The 15,212-nt window shown below is 60.6% G+C and carries 15 protein-coding genes; 11 read left to right on the forward strand and 4 right to left on the reverse strand.

All coding sequences use genetic code 11. From position 1 onward, the window contains the following. Window positions 1–105: 105 nt before the first annotated feature. Window positions 106–180 (forward strand): protein YrbN, encoded by a 75-nt coding sequence (gene yrbN / locus FJU30_RS27565; RefSeq protein ID WP_223881497.1) that lies wholly within the window; start codon window positions 106–108, stop codon window positions 178–180. Continuing rightward, window positions 170–2,086, forward strand: coding sequence for a DEAD/DEAH family ATP-dependent RNA helicase (locus FJU30_RS03045; RefSeq protein WP_150433708.1), 1,917 nt, complete (start codon window positions 170–172; stop codon window positions 2,084–2,086). The genes yrbN and FJU30_RS03045 overlap by 11 nt, the downstream gene beginning before the upstream one ends. 169 nt (window positions 2,087–2,255) lie before the next feature. Here FJU30_RS03045 and FJU30_RS03050 read toward each other — a convergent pair whose 3' ends face one another. Then, window positions 2,256–3,260 (reverse strand): luciferase-like monooxygenase, encoded by a 1,005-nt coding sequence (locus tag FJU30_RS03050; RefSeq protein WP_150433707.1) that lies wholly within the window; start codon window positions 3,258–3,260, stop codon window positions 2,256–2,258. Between the two features lie 260 nt (window positions 3,261–3,520). Here FJU30_RS03050 and FJU30_RS03055 point away from each other — a divergent pair, with 260 nt between their 5' ends. The 3 genes from FJU30_RS03055 to FJU30_RS03065 are packed head-to-tail and all read left to right on the forward strand — an operon-like array spanning window position 3,521 to window position 6,761. Beyond that, window positions 3,521–4,492 (forward strand): HlyD family secretion protein, encoded by a 972-nt coding sequence (locus FJU30_RS03055; RefSeq protein ID WP_150433706.1) that lies wholly within the window; start codon window positions 3,521–3,523, stop codon window positions 4,490–4,492. Continuing rightward, window positions 4,474–5,628: an ABC transporter permease gene (locus FJU30_RS03060; protein WP_150433705.1), complete on the forward strand. Its 1,155-nt coding sequence runs from the start codon at window positions 4,474–4,476 to the stop codon at window positions 5,626–5,628. The genes FJU30_RS03055 and FJU30_RS03060 overlap by 19 nt, the downstream gene beginning before the upstream one ends. Beyond that, window positions 5,625–6,761 (forward strand): ABC transporter permease, encoded by a 1,137-nt coding sequence (locus FJU30_RS03065; protein WP_150433704.1) that lies wholly within the window; start codon window positions 5,625–5,627, stop codon window positions 6,759–6,761. The genes FJU30_RS03060 and FJU30_RS03065 overlap by 4 nt, the downstream gene beginning before the upstream one ends. A 64-nt stretch (window positions 6,762–6,825) precedes the next feature. Here the strand turns inward: FJU30_RS03065 and FJU30_RS03070 are convergent, their stop codons facing one another. After that, window positions 6,826–7,704 carry a U32 family peptidase gene (locus FJU30_RS03070; RefSeq protein ID WP_150433703.1) on the reverse strand — a complete coding sequence of 293 codons (879 nt, stop codon included), beginning with the start codon at window positions 7,702–7,704 and terminating at the stop codon, window positions 6,826–6,828. Window positions 7,705–7,716: 12 nt separating this feature from the next. Then, the gene (gene ubiU / locus FJU30_RS03075) at window positions 7,717–8,712 is read right to left on the reverse strand and encodes a ubiquinone anaerobic biosynthesis protein UbiU (RefSeq protein WP_150433702.1); all 996 of its coding nucleotides are present in this window, start codon (window positions 8,710–8,712) and stop codon (window positions 7,717–7,719) included. Between the two features lie 411 nt (window positions 8,713–9,123). Here ubiU and ubiT point away from each other — a divergent pair, with 411 nt between their 5' ends. Both ubiT and FJU30_RS03085 read left to right on the forward strand, forming a co-directional pair. Continuing rightward, a complete protein-coding gene (gene ubiT, locus FJU30_RS03080) occupies window positions 9,124–9,648 on the forward strand; it encodes a ubiquinone anaerobic biosynthesis accessory factor UbiT (protein WP_150433701.1) in 525 nt (174 codons plus the stop codon). Continuing rightward, on the forward strand, window positions 9,642–10,145 hold the full coding sequence (locus tag FJU30_RS03085; protein WP_150433700.1) for a GNAT family N-acetyltransferase: 504 nt from the start codon (window positions 9,642–9,644) through the stop codon (window positions 10,143–10,145). The genes ubiT and FJU30_RS03085 overlap by 7 nt, the downstream gene beginning before the upstream one ends. Here the strand turns inward: FJU30_RS03085 and FJU30_RS03090 are convergent. Then, a complete protein-coding gene (locus tag FJU30_RS03090) occupies window positions 10,132–10,443 on the reverse strand; it encodes a GIY-YIG nuclease family protein (protein WP_150433699.1) in 312 nt (103 codons plus the stop codon). The genes FJU30_RS03085 and FJU30_RS03090 overlap by 14 nt on opposite strands. Before the next feature lie 513 nt (window positions 10,444–10,956). Here FJU30_RS03090 and deoC point away from each other — a divergent pair. From deoC to deoD, 4 genes are all read left to right on the forward strand, one after another. After that, a complete protein-coding gene (gene deoC, locus FJU30_RS03095; protein WP_150433698.1) occupies window positions 10,957–11,739 on the forward strand; it encodes a deoxyribose-phosphate aldolase in 783 nt (260 codons plus the stop codon). 46 nt (window positions 11,740–11,785) lie between these two features. Then, a complete protein-coding gene (deoA, locus tag FJU30_RS03100) occupies window positions 11,786–13,117 on the forward strand; it encodes a thymidine phosphorylase (RefSeq protein ID WP_150433697.1) in 1,332 nt (443 codons plus the stop codon). Between the two features lie 64 nt (window positions 13,118–13,181). After that, complete coding sequence (gene deoB, locus FJU30_RS03105) at window positions 13,182–14,405, forward strand: phosphopentomutase (protein ID WP_150433696.1); 1,224 nt, start codon at window positions 13,182–13,184, stop codon at window positions 14,403–14,405. A gap of 65 nt (window positions 14,406–14,470) precedes the next feature. Then, the gene (gene deoD, locus FJU30_RS03110; RefSeq protein WP_150433695.1) at window positions 14,471–15,202 is read left to right on the forward strand and encodes a purine-nucleoside phosphorylase; all 732 of its coding nucleotides are present in this window, start codon (window positions 14,471–14,473) and stop codon (window positions 15,200–15,202) included. Window positions 15,203–15,212 lie beyond the last annotated feature (10 nt).

Below are 15,212 nucleotides of genomic sequence, written 5' to 3' on the forward strand. Positions count from 1 at the left end.
CGAACATTTTCAGCCTGAATAACTTTTTTTCATCACCTTTGCGGGTGAGGGCTTTTTTGTTCGCTTTTTAATCCAATTTGAGCCGGTTCACACTTTTCAATGAAAATGACTGAAAATTTTCTCGACGAGTTATGTAGACTGGCCGCCATCTCTTATGAGGCACGTGTACATGACTACTGAGTTTGAAACCTCTTTTGCTGATTTGGGGCTGAGTGCTCCGATTATTAATGCCCTGACCGATCTGGGCTACGAAAAACCATCGCCGATTCAGGCGGAATGTATTCCTCACCTGCTGAACGGGCGTGATGTGCTGGGTATGGCGCAGACCGGCAGCGGTAAAACGGCTGCCTTTGCGGTACCGTTACTGAACAATTTAAAACCTGAAATTAAAGCGCCGCAGGTGCTGGTGCTGGCGCCGACCCGTGAACTGGCGGTTCAGGTTGCTGAAGCTTGTACTGATTTTGCTAAACATATGCACGGCACTAACGTTGTGGCGCTGTATGGCGGTCAACGTTATGACGTACAGCTGCGCGCTCTGCGTCAGGGCGCTCAGATCGTAGTGGGTACGCCGGGTCGTCTGTTGGATCACCTGAAGCGCGGTACGCTGGATCTGTCTAACCTGAGCGGTCTGGTTCTGGATGAAGCCGACGAAATGCTGCGTATGGGCTTTATTGATGATGTGGAAAACATCATGGCGCAGATCCCGGCTGAACATCAGACGGCGCTGTTCTCCGCCACCATGCCGGAAGCGATTCGCCGCATTACGCGCCGTTTCATGAAAGATCCGCAGGAAGTGCGTATTCAGTCCAGCGTGACTACCCGCCCGGATATCAGCCAGAGCTACTGGACGGTGTTCGGCATGCGTAAAAACGAAGCGCTGGTGCGTTTCCTGGAAGCGGAAGATTTTGACGCCGCGATTATTTTCGTACGCACCAAAAACGCTACGCTGGAAGTGGCCGAAGCGCTGGAACGCAGCGGCTACAACAGCGCCGCGCTGAACGGCGATATGAACCAGGCGCTGCGTGAACAAACGCTGGAACGTCTGAAAGACGGCCGTCTGGATATTCTGATTGCAACCGACGTGGCCGCTCGTGGTCTGGACGTTGAGCGTATCAGCCTGGTGGTGAACTACGATATTCCGATGGACTCCGAGTCTTACGTGCACCGTATTGGCCGTACCGGCCGTGCCGGTCGCGCCGGCCGCGCGCTGCTGTTCGTGGAAAACCGTGAACGCCGCCTGCTGCGCAATATCGAACGCACCATGAAGCTGACGATCCCTGAAGTCGAACTGCCGAATGCCGAACTGCTGGGGCAACGTCGTCTGGCGAAGTTCGCCGCGAAAGTTCAGCTGCAGCTGGAAAGCAGCGATCTGGATATGTATCGCGCTCTGCTGAGCAAACTGCAGCCGGAAGAAGAGCTGGATATGGAAACGCTGGCCGCCGCGCTGCTGAAAATGGCGCAGGGCGAACGTCCGCTGATTCTGCCGCCGGATGCGGCAATGGAACGTCGTCCGCGTCGTGAGTTTCGCGATCGTGACGACCGTGGCGGCGATCGTCGTCGCGACAGCCGTGACGGCGGCGATCGTCCGCAGCGTCGTGAACGTCGTGACGCCGGCGAAATGGAACTGTACCGTATCGAAGTGGGTCGCGATGACGGCGTTGAAGTCCGTCATATCGTCGGCGCTATCGCCAACGAAGGGGATATCAGCAGCCGCTATATCGGCAACATTAAGCTGTTCGCTTCCCATTCTACGATTGAACTGCCGAAAGGCATGCCGGGCGACCTGTTATCGCACTTCACCCGTACGCGTATTCTGAACAAGCCGATGAATATGCAGTTACTGGGCGAGGCTCAGCCTTATGAGCGTCGCGATGGCGAACGCCGCAGCGGCCGTCCTGCCGGTGGCGAGCGTCGTGAAGGCGGCCGTTCATTCGGCGGCGGCGAACGTCGCGAAGGCGGCAACGCTCGTCGTTCGTTCTCCGGCGATCGCCGTGAAGGCGCGCGCGGCGGCTACCGTGACGGTCAGCGTGCGCCGCGTCGCGAGGATGGTGCTGCGCCGCAGCGTCGTCGTCCGGTCGATGCCTGATAACCCGATCGATAAAACCACGACGGGCGCGGACTAAACGAAATATCCACGGATAAACGTTAAACCGCCCCCTGTTGTTATAAAACGGCTCCCGCCTGGCGGGGGCCGTTTTTTTTTGTCAGCCCTAAACCCCCGCCTCGGGAGGCGGCGATTGTTTTGCCCGCCCGGCTTAGGCCTGGCGCAGCGCCATGATCAGCTCGAACGAGCGGCGTCGGGCGGCATGATCGAAAATCTGTCCGTTGACCATGATCTCGCTGGCCTGGGTTTCACGCAGCAGGCTTTGCAGGCCGTGGCGCACTTTATTGCTGTCGCCGACGATGGATAAACGCAGGGCCTGGTCGACGCCGAACAGTTCCGCCGGCGCGGCCAGCGTTTCAATGTCCTCCACCGGCGCCGGCAGCGGGCCAGGCCGACCGCGCCGCAGGTTAATGAACTGCTGTTGCTGCGAGGTGAACAGGTAGCGCGCGTCTCTGTCGCTGTCCGCGGCGATGACATTGACGCACACCATGGCGTAGGGCGCCGCCAGCGCCTCGGACGGTTTAAAGTTTTGCCGGTACAGACTGAGCGCCTGCAGCAGCATGTCGGGCGCGAAATGCGACGCGAAGGCGAACGGCAGGCCCAGCGCGGCGGCCAACTGCGCGCTGTACAGGCTGGAGCCGAGCAGCCAGAGAGGAACCTGCAGACCCTGACCGGGCACCGCCTGAACCGCCTGATTGGCTTCGGCCGGCGCGAAATAGCGCTGTAGCTCTTCCACGTCGCGCGGGAAACCGTCCGCGTCGCCGTTAAGGTGGCGACGCAGCGCCTGCATGGTGCGCGGGTCGGTGCCGGGCGCGCGGCCCAGTCCCAGATCGATGCGGCCCGGATAGAGCGATTCCAGCGTGCCAAACTGCTCGGCGATCACCAGCGGCGCATGGTTGGGCAACATAACGCCGCCGGCGCCGAGGCGGATACGGTCAGTGCCGGCGGCCAGATAGCCGATCAGAACCGAGGTAGCGGCGCTGGCGATACCGGTCATATTGTGGTGTTCAGCCAGCCAGTAGCGGTGGTAGCCATGCTGTTCCGCGAGCTGCGCCAAATCCAGCGAGTGATGGAACGCATCCCGCGCCGTCCGTCCGTCCGGGATCGGCGCCAGGTCGAGAATGGAAAAGGGAGTAGACTGAAGGTCGGCAGACATAGACGGTGCTCACTGTATGAGTTGCGGATACTCTGAGTATTGCGCCGTTTGACGAAATTTTATAGTTCCGGGCTGAATGACCGCTTTCCTGCCGCTGGAGATGGCGCGATGTTGTTTTATGCTTAAACATGGCGCAGCTATCGCGCTACAATGTAGCGCAATTGTTTTTATTGTTGTTGGGTTGTTTATTTCCACAGCGGTGAGGCGCGTCGCGCAGCGTAACGAAGCGATCTGCGTAAGGCAAGTCTGGAGCATTATAAATGAATAAAAAGACGCGGTTTACGATACTGCTGGTTGTGGTCGTTATAGCGCTGGCCGTTCTTTTTCGGGCCAATAATCAGGATGTTTTGTTGCAGGGCGAGGTCGATGCCCAGGAAGTGATTGTGGCCTCCAAAGCCTCGGGACGGGTAATCGAGCGGCATGTGCAGCGCGGCGACGACGTGAAGGCCGGCCAGCTGTTGATTACGCTGGATAATGCTGAATTAGTCGCGCAGCTGCGAGCGGCGGAGGCCGCCAGAGATCAGGCGAAAGCCCTGCTGGACCAGTCCGAACACGGCACGCGCGAAGAGAGCATTCGTAATCTGCGCGCCACGCTGGCGCAGTCGCAGGCGGAATATCAAAACGCGCTGCATGAATATAATCGTCAGAGCAACATCGCGGCCAGAGGCTATGCTTCGGCCTCGGCGCTGGACAGCGCGCGCGAGGCGCGCGACAGCGCCTGGCAGCAGGTTCAGGCGGCCCAGGCCAGTCTGGACGAGGGGCTGCACGGCGACCGACCGGAACAGCGGGAAAACTACGCCGCCGCGCTGCGTCAGGCCGAACAGCAACTGCTGGAAATCAAAGCGCAGGCCGACGAACTGCAGGTCAGGGCGCCGGTCGACGGCGAAGTCGGGCCGATCCCGGCCGAGGTGGGGGTTTTGCTCAGCGCCTCCAGCCCGTTGATCACCCTGGTGCGGGTTCCTCAGGCCTGGTTCGTGTTCAATCTGCGAGAGGATATTCTGGCTAACGTGCGTAAAGGCGAGCGCATCGCGCTGCGCGTGCCGGCGCTGAATAACCGCATGATTGACGCCGAGGTGCGCTATATCGCCCCGCTGGGCGACTACGCCACCAAACGCGCCACGCGGGCCACCGGCGATTTCGATCTGAAGACCTTCGAGGTCCGGCTGTATCCGCTGCAGCCGCAGGAAGGACTGAGGCCGGGAATGAGCGCGCTATGGCAGTGGAAAGAGTAAGCGCCGGCTGGCGTTGCTTCAGCGCGTCGTTTCGTCAGGAGGTAAACAGAGCGCTGCGCAGTCCGGTGCTGCACTGGCTGGGCTGGTGCTTCCCGCTGCTGCTGTTTATTCTGCTGGGCAGCATTTTTTCCGTCGGGACGATGCAGGATCTGCCGGTATCGGCGATCGATAACGATCACAGCCCGCTATCGCGCAATTTGATCCGCAAGCTGGACGCCGGATCTCATGCCCGCGTCGTGCCCTGGCCCGGCGGCATGGCCGAGTCGCTGCAGCGCCTGCGCAGCGCGCAGGATTACGGCATGCTCTACATCCCGGAGGATTTTGAGGCCGATGCGCTGGCCGGCCGGCAGCCGAGCGTCACCTTTTACTACAATGCGCTGTTTTACGGCGCCGGCTTCTACTCCACCCAGGATTTCAGCACGCTGATGACGGAGATCAACAGCCAGTACCGCAGCGTTATCGCGGCGCAATCCGGCCAGACTCTGCCGGCGCTGGCGAATGTCAGTCTGTCGTATGGCAGTCTGTTCAACGCCAGCGGCAGCTATATCTACTACCAGCAGTTCGCCGCCACCATCCATTTGTTGCAGCTGTTCGCCGTCACCTGCATGATCTATGTGCTGGCTCGCAGCAAGGATGTGGTTAACCGGCGTCCGTTTGTGCTGGCGGTGTTGGGCAGGCTGGCGCCCTATACTCTGTGCTATACCGTGCTGCTGATTGTCGAAATCGCCATTCTGGTCTGGGCGTCGGATGCCCATGTGAACGGTAACCCGCTGTATATGTTGCTGGTGGGTTTTTTCTATGTGATGGCGGCGCAGAGTATCGGGATGCTGCTGTTTACCTACACCCGCACGGCGCTGACCGCCTATACCATGATGGGCATCATTGTCAGTATCGCGCTGACGTTTTCCGGTCTGGCGGTGCCGGAACTGTCGATGCCGCTGCCGGCGCAGATCGTGGCGCAGATCGAGCCGTTGACGCACGCGCTATACGCCATGTTTGATATTTTCCTGCGTCAGGTTTCGCTCTCCTCGGTGCTGAGCGTTTGCGCGCTGCTGCTGGCCTACCCGCTGGTGACGGGGTTGCTGGTGCGTAACCGGCTTTATCAGCGTCTGAGCCAGCAGGAGGAGATACAGTGAGCAGCTACTGGAAGACGTTCAGCCGGGTGCTGATCGGGATGCTGGAGCGCCCGATGTGGATGATGCTGCTGGTGTCGCTGTGCGTGATGAGCATGGTGTACGCCAATCGCTCGGTGTGGGATCTCCCGGTGGCGGTGATCGATCAGGATCACAGCAACGCCAGTCGCCAGTTGATGCGCGATCTGGACGCCACGTCGAAAATCGCGGTCAGAACCTACGATAATCTGCCGGACGCGCAACGCGATCTGGTGCTGCGTAAATTGTTTGCCGTGATTATCCTGCCCCTGGATCTGGAGAAAAAGATCCTCGCCGGCGAGACTATCGTGGTTCCGGCCTACGGCGATGCGACCAACCGTCTGGCGAACGGACAGATTCAGCAGGACGTGATGGCGGCCTGGCAACAACTGCTGAGCGATTACAACAGCAATTTGCTGCAGCGCAGCGGTTTCAGCGAGGCGCAGGCGCGGGTGATTTTGACGCCGGTGGTGGGGCAAACGCAGGGGCTATTTAATCCCGGCGTCAGCTTCGCGGCGATTATTTTTCCCGGCCTGCTGGTAATGCTGCTGCAGCATTCTCTGTTGATTGCCTGCGTGCGGGTGAGTATTGCGCTGAAGAGTTCGCCGCAGGGCAAGCCGACCATACCAATCTATCTCGGCGGTTTGTCGGCGCTGCTGCCGATCTGGCTGTTTCTGTCGATTGTGCTGTTCGTGCTGTGGCCCTGGGTGTTGGGCTACCGGCAGACGGCGAATATTGCCGAGATTCTGCTGCTGACCTTCCCGTTCCTGCTGGCGGTGCTTGGTCTGGGCAAGCTGCTGACCGAGTGCCTGCGCCGCGTGGAGATGATTTATCTGACGCTGTCGTTCGTCACCATGCCGGTCTTCTATCTTTCCGGCACTCTCTGGCCGGTGCAGTCAATGCCCGGCTGGGTGCAGGCGATTTCATCGGCGTTGCCCTCCACCTGGGCCACGCGGGCGATCGCCGGCGTCAACCAGATGAACCTGCCGCTGAGCGAGGTCGGGCGCGACGTGATGATGCTGCTGATTCTGGGGCTGGTCTATACTCTGCTCGGCGTGGGCGTGGGGCTGCTGCATAACACCGGCCGTCTGCGCCAGCTATTGCGCCGGCGCGGTTGACGATCTCAGCGGCGGACCGCTGCTCGCCGGTCTGGCCGGCGAGCGCGGCGCACGTCACACGGCGTCAGGATACCAGTTCCAGACCGGGCACCCGGCGCCAGTATCCGTTGCAGTCGGCGCGATCCTGCAGATCGAGCGGCGCCTGCCCCTGCTCGTTGGCGCGAAACCGGTCCAGCATGGTTAGCGTATCGAGCCCCATCGGCGACAGCCGGACAATATCCACCAGACCGCGCATCGAAGGCAGTTCGTTGCCGAGGTTGTAGCAGTAGCCGCTTTGCGTCTGAATGCCGTTCAGCACAAACACCTGCTGGTTTTCCTGGGTATAGACCTGGCGCCCCTGCGGGTAGTTGATGCAGCAGGTTTCGCATTCGTCCTTGGCGCGGTTTTCCGAACGCGCGGTGAAGCAGCGGGCCGAATAGGCCAGCGGCAAATGGCCGTAGCTAAGCACTTCCACCTCGAAACCGTGGCGGAACCCCAGCTCTTCGCACTGATTGAGCAGGTTTTGCAGCCAGTCGCGCGACAGCTCCACCGGCATACACCAGCGCACCATGCCCTGTTTGTGCAGCAGCCGCAGGGTGTAGGCGTTATAGCAGTTCAGCGCGTGCCCGGCGACGAACGGCAGGCCGCGCTCGGCCGCCATATTCACGGTGCCCAGGTCGTTGGCTTCCAGCAGAAAGTCGCCGTTTTCCACGTAGCGTTTTAGCTCGGTCAGTTCCGAAGGCGACTGGAGCAGCGCAAGGGTGGAGATGACCACCTGTTTGCCGGATGCGGCGATTTGCTGCGCCAGTTCGAGCCAGTCGCCGGCCTTCAGCTGGCGTCGTTTGCTGCATACGCTCTCGCCCAGGTAGATAATGTCGGCGCTGCTGTCGGCCGCCGCCTGATAAAAGGCTTCGACCCCGGCCTTCGGCCAGTAATAGAGGATCGATCCGAGTGCATATTTCATTCTGTTCTCCGGTTACTGCCACTTACGGTGATAAGCGCCCAGCGTGGTTTGCGTGCCTTCCGCCACGGCGCCCAGCGCGTCCATCCACGCCTGGCTGGGCTGAAAGCCGGCCGGGTCGGCCTTGCAGCGATCAATCGCCTGACGCCAGACGCGGGTGATCTGACTGACGTAGGCCGGGCTGCGCTGGCGCCCTTCAATTTTCACCGAGGCGATATTGGCGCCGATCAATTCCGGCAGCAGTTCCAGCGTGTTCAGGCTGGTCGGCTCTTCCAGCGCGTGATAGCGCTGGCCGCCCACCAGATAGCGGCCTTTGCACAGCGTGGGGTAGCCGGCATTCTCATCGTCCTGATAGCGATCGATCAGGACATCGTTCAGGCGCGACTCCATGCCGTGCGCCGTCTGCTGCCAGCGGACAAAGCGCGCGGGCGAACAGGCGCCCACCGTGTTGGGGGATTCGCCCGTCAGGTACGACGACAGGTAGCAGCGTCCTTCGGCCATGATGCACAGGCTGCCGAAGGCGAAGACCTCCAGCGGCACCGGCGTGGCGCGCGCCAGCTGTTTAACCTGATGAATGGACAGCACGCGCGGCAGCACCACGCGCGCGACGTCGAAATGACGCTGATAAAAGCGGATGGCCTGTTCGTTGGTGGCCGAAGCCTGCACCGATACATGGCGTTCAATCGAGGGATAGCGTTCGGCGGCATATTCCAGCATCGCCAGATCGGCCAGAATCAGCACGTCGGCGCCGGACTGGGCGGCCATGTCGACCGCCCGTTGCCAGCGCTGATAGCCATCCGGGTGGGCGAAAGTATTGATCGCGATATGCAGTTTGCGCCGGTGCCGGTGTACGTACTCGCGCGCTTCATGCAGTTTTTTATCGGTGAAATTGAGTCCGGCGAAATGGCGTGCGTTGGTATCGTCTTTCAGGCCGATGTAGACCGCATCGGCGCCATTATCTATCGCCGCTTTCAGGGCCGGCAGATTCCCGGCGGGGCAGAGCAGTTCCATACACATTCCTGCGTTAACCAAAAGGCGCTGATGATCAGACCACCCGAGGTGAAAAGAGGGCAATGTTGGCCGGCTGATGCAATTTTTTATCAGTCGATGAACATTTTTAACGATGGGGAATAGTAATTAACCTGGCCGGCGCTGACTTTGATTTAAACCAGTTTCTGGTGTATTCGATGGCGGATGCGACGAAAGTTATCAGCGACATTCCTTGCGCTACGGGCTAAATTATTGACCCGGGCCGCGGTCAGCGTCCGCGAATGTGGCAGAATGGCTTAACGCCGGGTCGCTATCGCCAGATTACAGCATGCGGGCGGAAGTCTGGCTTCGCCGGCGGCAATCAGCCGGCAAGCGAAAGCCGCCGCGATCGTGTACCCTGAAAGATGAAGGGACAGATAGAGGAGCAGGTCAGTGTTGGAAAAATTACGGGCGCACATCGTGCGTCAGGCGCCGGGGCTGCTAAGCAAGCCGTTACGGTTTACTCCTTTTGCCATTCAGCGTCAGTTGCTGGAGCAACTGCTGGGCTGGCAGTTTCGTCAGGCGCTGGAAGAGGGCGAACTGGAGTTTCTGACCGATCGCTGGTTGAAAGTCGAAGTCAGGGATCTGGGTCTGCAATGGTTTATCACCGTTCAGGACGAGCGGCTGGTGGTCAGCCGCCAGCAGGAGGCCGACGTGAGTTTCAGCGCCAATACCAACGATCTGATTTTGATCGCGGCGCGGCGCGAGGATCCGGACACGCTGTTCTTCCAGCGTCGTTTGCGCATTGAAGGCGATACGGAACTGGGCCTGTACGTCAAAAACCTGATGGATGCGATAGAACTCGAATCGATGCCCGCGCCGCTGCGCATGGGGTTGCTTCAGTTGGCCGCCTTTATTGACGCGGGTTTGCATGAGGACGCGGCGCATTCCGGCGATCGCGTGCCGGCATCATGTTAGTTCGGGTGGAGATCCCGGTCGACGCCGCGGGCATTGACCGTCTGCTGCGCCGCTCGTTTTCCACCGGCGCCGAAGCCGATTTGGTGCACCATCTGCGCGAAGACGGCCTGCTGACGCTGGGGATCGTCGCTACCGACGACGAAGGCGGGGTGGTCGGCTACGCGGCGTTTAGCCCGGTGCTGCTGGCCGGCGACGATTTACAGTGGGTCGCGCTGGCGCCGCTGGCGGTGGAGTCTTCGCTGCGCGGTCAGGGACTGGGCCGGCAACTGGTGTATGAAGGGCTGGATGCGCTAAACGAATTCGGCTATGCCGCGGTGGTGGTGCTGGGTTCGCCGGCTTACTACGCCGCGCTGGGCTTTACTCCGGCCGCCGACCATCGGCTGCATTGCCGCTGGCCGGAAAGCGAGGCGGCCTTTCAGGTTTACGGCCTGTCGCCGGACGCCTTTAGCGGCGTAGAAGGGCTGGTGAGCTACGCCGAGCCGTTTAGTCACCTTTAGTCGTTCCCTGCCGCAGCGTCGATAAGCGCGCCGGCGGGTCCTGCAGCAGGTCTAATTTTTGCTGGCGGTTTAGCTGTTTGACGCGATATTCCAGCCGCAGCGCCTGCGAGCGGTTACCCGCCAGGCAGTGGAACACCAGCTTCAGTTCGCCTTTCCCCCGCAGCGCTTTGGCGCCTTTACCGTTTTGATGCTGCGCCACCCGGCGCCGCACATCGGTGGTAATGCCGGTGTACAGCGCGCCGCGCGCGGTCTGCACCATATAAAGATACCAGCGATCGCCATCGTTACCGTCCGTCATGATTTTCCCGCGCCTGCCTGATGAGCCGTTATTTTACGGCGCAGGCCGCATGGAAGACAGCGGCCTGCGGCTAATTTCTCCGGTCCGAGCCGGCAAGCCGGGCGAGCTCTGCGTATCCCTCCGCGCGATGCGCCACATTTGCGCCTTGCTTAATCCTGCAATCTATGGCGTGTAGACTCAGGATCTGACGCGCTGTTTTGGGGTTTTTTGTGATATAAATCACATATAATTACATCGTGTTGCATTTTGTTTTCATTACATGTGAAGAAAACCACAAAATGACGCGCTACGACATGCTGAAATAATCGGGTCGCCGCGCGACGGTTTGCCCCGGATGAAGCCTCTGCGGCGAAACTAATGTTGATGGCCGCGTCAGGGGGATTTATCGCCCGGGGATTGGCTCGTTTGCCGTCTTCCGGCATTGTGAAGACGGGCGGCTATAATCAGCGAGCGGTCGGCGCATTTCGGTCGCTCAGTGCTATCCTGTTAACCGGTTGACGAGTTGGAGCTTATATGACGGATTTAACTGCCGTTGCGCAGCGTGCATTACAACTGATGGATTTGACCACGCTGAACGATGACGATACCGATGAGAAGGTGATTGCGCTGTGCCGTCAGGCCAGCAGCCCGGCAGGACAAACGGCGGCCGTTTGTATTTACCCGCGCTTTATTCCCGTCGCCCGCCGGGCGTTGACCGAACAGGGCACGCCGGCGTTGCGTATCGCCACCGTGACCAATTTCCCGCACGGCAATGCCGATATCGCGCAGGCGGTGGCGGAAACGCGCGCCGCGGTTGAACTCGGCGCGGACGAAGTGGACGTGGTGTTCCCTTACCGCGCGTTGATGGCCGGCGATACGCAAACGGGATTTGCGCTGGTCAGCGCCTGTAAACAGGTGTGCGCCGGGGCGCAGGTGTTGCTCAAGGTGATTATAGAAAGCGGCGAACTGGCGCAGGATGCGCTAATCCGTCAGGCCAGCGAGATCGCGATCGATGCCGGCGCCGATTTTATTAAAACCTCGACCGGCAAAGTGCCGGTTAACGCCACGCTGCATAGCGCCGGACTGATGTTGCAGACCATTCGCGACAAAAACGCCGCGCAGCGCGTAGGTTTTAAAGCCGCCGGCGGCGTACGTACGACGCAGGAAGCCGCCGATTATCTGCAACTGGCGGATCGCATCATGGGGTCGGCGTGGGTGGACGCGCGTCACTTCCGTTTCGGCGCATCCAGTTTGCTCGGCAGCCTGTTGACCACGCTGGGGCAGGCGCCGGACGCCGCCCCGCGCGGCGGTTACTGATAGTCCGGCGCGGCCGACTCCCGGTCCGCCGGCCTGGAGAGATCGTATGCTACTGATTCAGGAGATTATTCGTAAGAAACGCGACGGCCATTCGCTGAGCGAAGAAGAGATTCGCTTCTTCGTTAACGGGATCCGCGACAACAGCGTGTCGGAAGGACAAATCGCCGCGCTGGCCATGACCATCTATTTCCACGATATGTCGCTGGAGGAACGGGTGGCGCTCACGCTGGCGATGCGGGATTCCGGTACGGTGCTGAACTGGCAGGGGCTGAATTTAAACGGCCCGCTGGTGGATAAGCACTCCACTGGCGGCGTCGGGGACGTCACCTCGCTGATGCTCGGGCCGATGGTCGCCGCCTGCGGCGGCTATGTGCCGATGATTTCGGGTCGCGGGCTGGGCCATACCGGCGGCACGCTGGATAAGCTGGAATCGATTCCGGGTCTGAATATTTATCCCGACGATCAGGCGTTTCGGCAAATTATCCGCCAGGTCGGCGTGGCGATTATCGGGCAGACTCAGTCGCTGGCGCCTGCCGACCGGCGTTTTTACGCCACGCGCGATATTACCGCCACTGTCGATTCGATCCCGCTGATTACCGCCTCGATCCTGGCGAAAAAGCTGGCTGAGGGACTGGATGCGCTGGTGATGGATGTTAAAGTGGGCTCCGGGGCGTTTATGCCGACGCAGGCGATGTCGGAGCAGCTGGCGCAGGCGATCGTCGGGGTGGCCAATCACGCCGGCTGTCAGACTACCGCGCTGTTGACGGATATGAATCAGGTGCTGGCTTCCAGCGCCGGCAACGCGCTGGAAGTGGCCGAGGCGGTGCAGTTCCTCACCGGAGAGCATCGTAACCCTCGTTTGTATGCGGTGACGATGGCGCTATGCGAAGAGATGCTGCTGGCCGGGCGGCTGGCGCACAGCGCATCGGAAGCGCGGCGTCAGTTGGAAACGGTGCTGGCCAACGGTCGGGCGGCGGAAGTGTTCGGCCGGATGGTGGCGGCCCAGCGCGGTCCGACCGACTTTGTCGAGAACTACCGGCGCCACCTGCCGCAGGCGATGCTGAGCAAGCCGGTATTCGCCGGGCGCGAGGGCGTGGTGACGGCGATGGATACCCGCGCGCTCGGAATGGCGGTGGTGTCGCTCGGCGGAGGACGGCGCCAGGCCAGCGATGCCATCGACCATAGCGTCGGGTTGAATCATGTCGCCAGCATTGGCGAACGGGTCGACGACCAGCGTCCGCTGGCGGTGATCCACGCCGGTAGCGAGGCCGACTGGAAGCGGACGGCCGAGGCGGTGCGCGCTGCGATCGCGGTCGGCGACGACGCGCCGCAATCAACGCCTGCGGTGTATTGCCGCATCGGCGCGGAGCACGGTTAATCTGAATTTATTGCGGCGCGCTATTGCGCCGAAGCCAGCGTGTCATCACGCAGGGAGAACATGAATGAAACGTGTATTTATTATGGTGATGGATTCTTTCGGCATTGGCTATAGCGCCGATGCCGATCGTTTCGGCGATCGCGGCGCGGATACGCTCGGCCATATCGCGCAGGCCTGCGCCGCCGGCAAGGCCGATACGGGACGCAGCGGTCCGCTGCGTTTGCCTAATCTGAGCCGTCTGGGGTTGGGCAAGGCGGCGGAGGCTTCTGCCGGATCGTTCCCGCCGGGGCTCGATCCGCAGGCCGAGATCATCGGCGCCTGGAGCTACGCCAGCGAGATCTCTTCCGGCAAAGATACGCCGTCCGGCCACTGGGAGATCGCCGGCGTGCCGGTGCTGTTTGACTGGGGCTATTTTAAAGACGAAGAGAACAGCTTCCCGCAGGCGCTGCTGGATACGCTGGTCGAGCGCGCCGGGCTGCCCGGCTACCTCGGCAACTGCCACTCGTCCGGCACCGTTATCCTAGATCAACTGGGCGAAGAGCACATGAAAACCGGTAAGCCGATTTTCTATACCTCGGCGGATTCGGTGTTCCAGATCGCCTGCCATGAGCAGACGTTCGGACTGGATAAGCTGTATGAGCTGTGCGAGATCGCGCGCGAAGAGCTTACCAACGGCGGCTACAATATCGGCCGCGTGATCGCCCGGCCGTTTATCGGCGATAAGGCGGGTCACTTCGAACGCACCGGCAACCGTCACGATCTGGCGGTTGAACCGCCGTCGCCGACCATCCTGAAAAAACTGGTGGAAGAGAAAGAGGGCCAGGTGATTTCGGTCGGTAAAATCGCCGACATCTACGCCCAGGTCGGCATTACCAAAAAAGTGAAAGCGACCGGCATAGACGCACTGTATGACGCCACGCTGCAGGAAATGAAGCAGGCCGGCGATAACAGCATCGTTTTCACTAACTTCGTCGACTTCGACTCTTCGTATGGCCATCGCCGCGACGTAGCGGGCTATGCGGCCGCGCTGGAGTTGTTCGATCGCCGTCTGCCGGAAATGCTGGCGTTGGTGAGCGGCGACGATATTCTGATCCTGACCGCCGATCACGGCTGCGATCCGACATGGGCCGGCACCGACCACACGCGTGAGAACGTGCCGGTGCTGATCTACGGACCGAAAGTGACGCCGGGCGGCCGCGGCCATCGCACGACCTTTGCCGATATCGGCCAGACGGTGGCCCGCTACTTCGGGCTGTCGGCGATGGATTACGGCAAATCTATCCTGTAATACCTATTTGCCTGCGCCGCGCGGCGCAGGCTGTCCTGATTGTTGACTGATAAAGGAAAACTGACATGGCTACGCCACATATTAATGCCGAAATGGGTGATTTCGCGGACGTAGTACTGATGCCGGGCGATCCGTTGCGCGCCAAATATATTGCGGACACCTACCTGCAGGATGTCCGTCAGGTGAATGACGTGCGCGGCATGCTGGGCTTTACCGGCACCTGGCAGGGGCGCAAGCTGTCCGTGATGGGGCACGGCATGGGTATCCCTTCCTGCTCGATCTATGCCAAAGAGCTGATTACCGAGTTCGGCGTGAAAAAAATCATTCGCGTCGGTTCCTGCGGCGCGGTGCGCAGCGACGTTAAATTACGCGATGTGGTGATTGGCATGGGCGCCTGCACCGACTCGAAAGTGAACCGCCTGCGTTTTAAAGATCATGATTTTGCTGCGATCGCCGATTTCGATATGGTGCGTCATGCGGCGGCGGCGGCGAAAGCGCGCGGCATCGCGGCGCGCGTCGGCAATCTGTTCTCGGCCGATCTGTTCTATACGCCGGATCCGCAAATGTTCGACGTGATGGAAAAGTACGGCATCCTCGGCGTGGAAATGGAAGCCGCCGGTATTTATGGCGTGGCCGCCGAGTTCGGCGCGAAGGCGCTGGCCATTTGCACTGTTTCCGATCACATCCGCACCAATGAGCAAACCACCTCGCAGGAGCGCCAGACCACCTTTAACGAGATGATCGAAATCGCGCTGGATTCGATCCTGCTGGCTGATAAAGAGTCGGGCGAAGTCTGAATTTAATGTC

The organism is Affinibrenneria salicis (assembly GCF_008710095.1).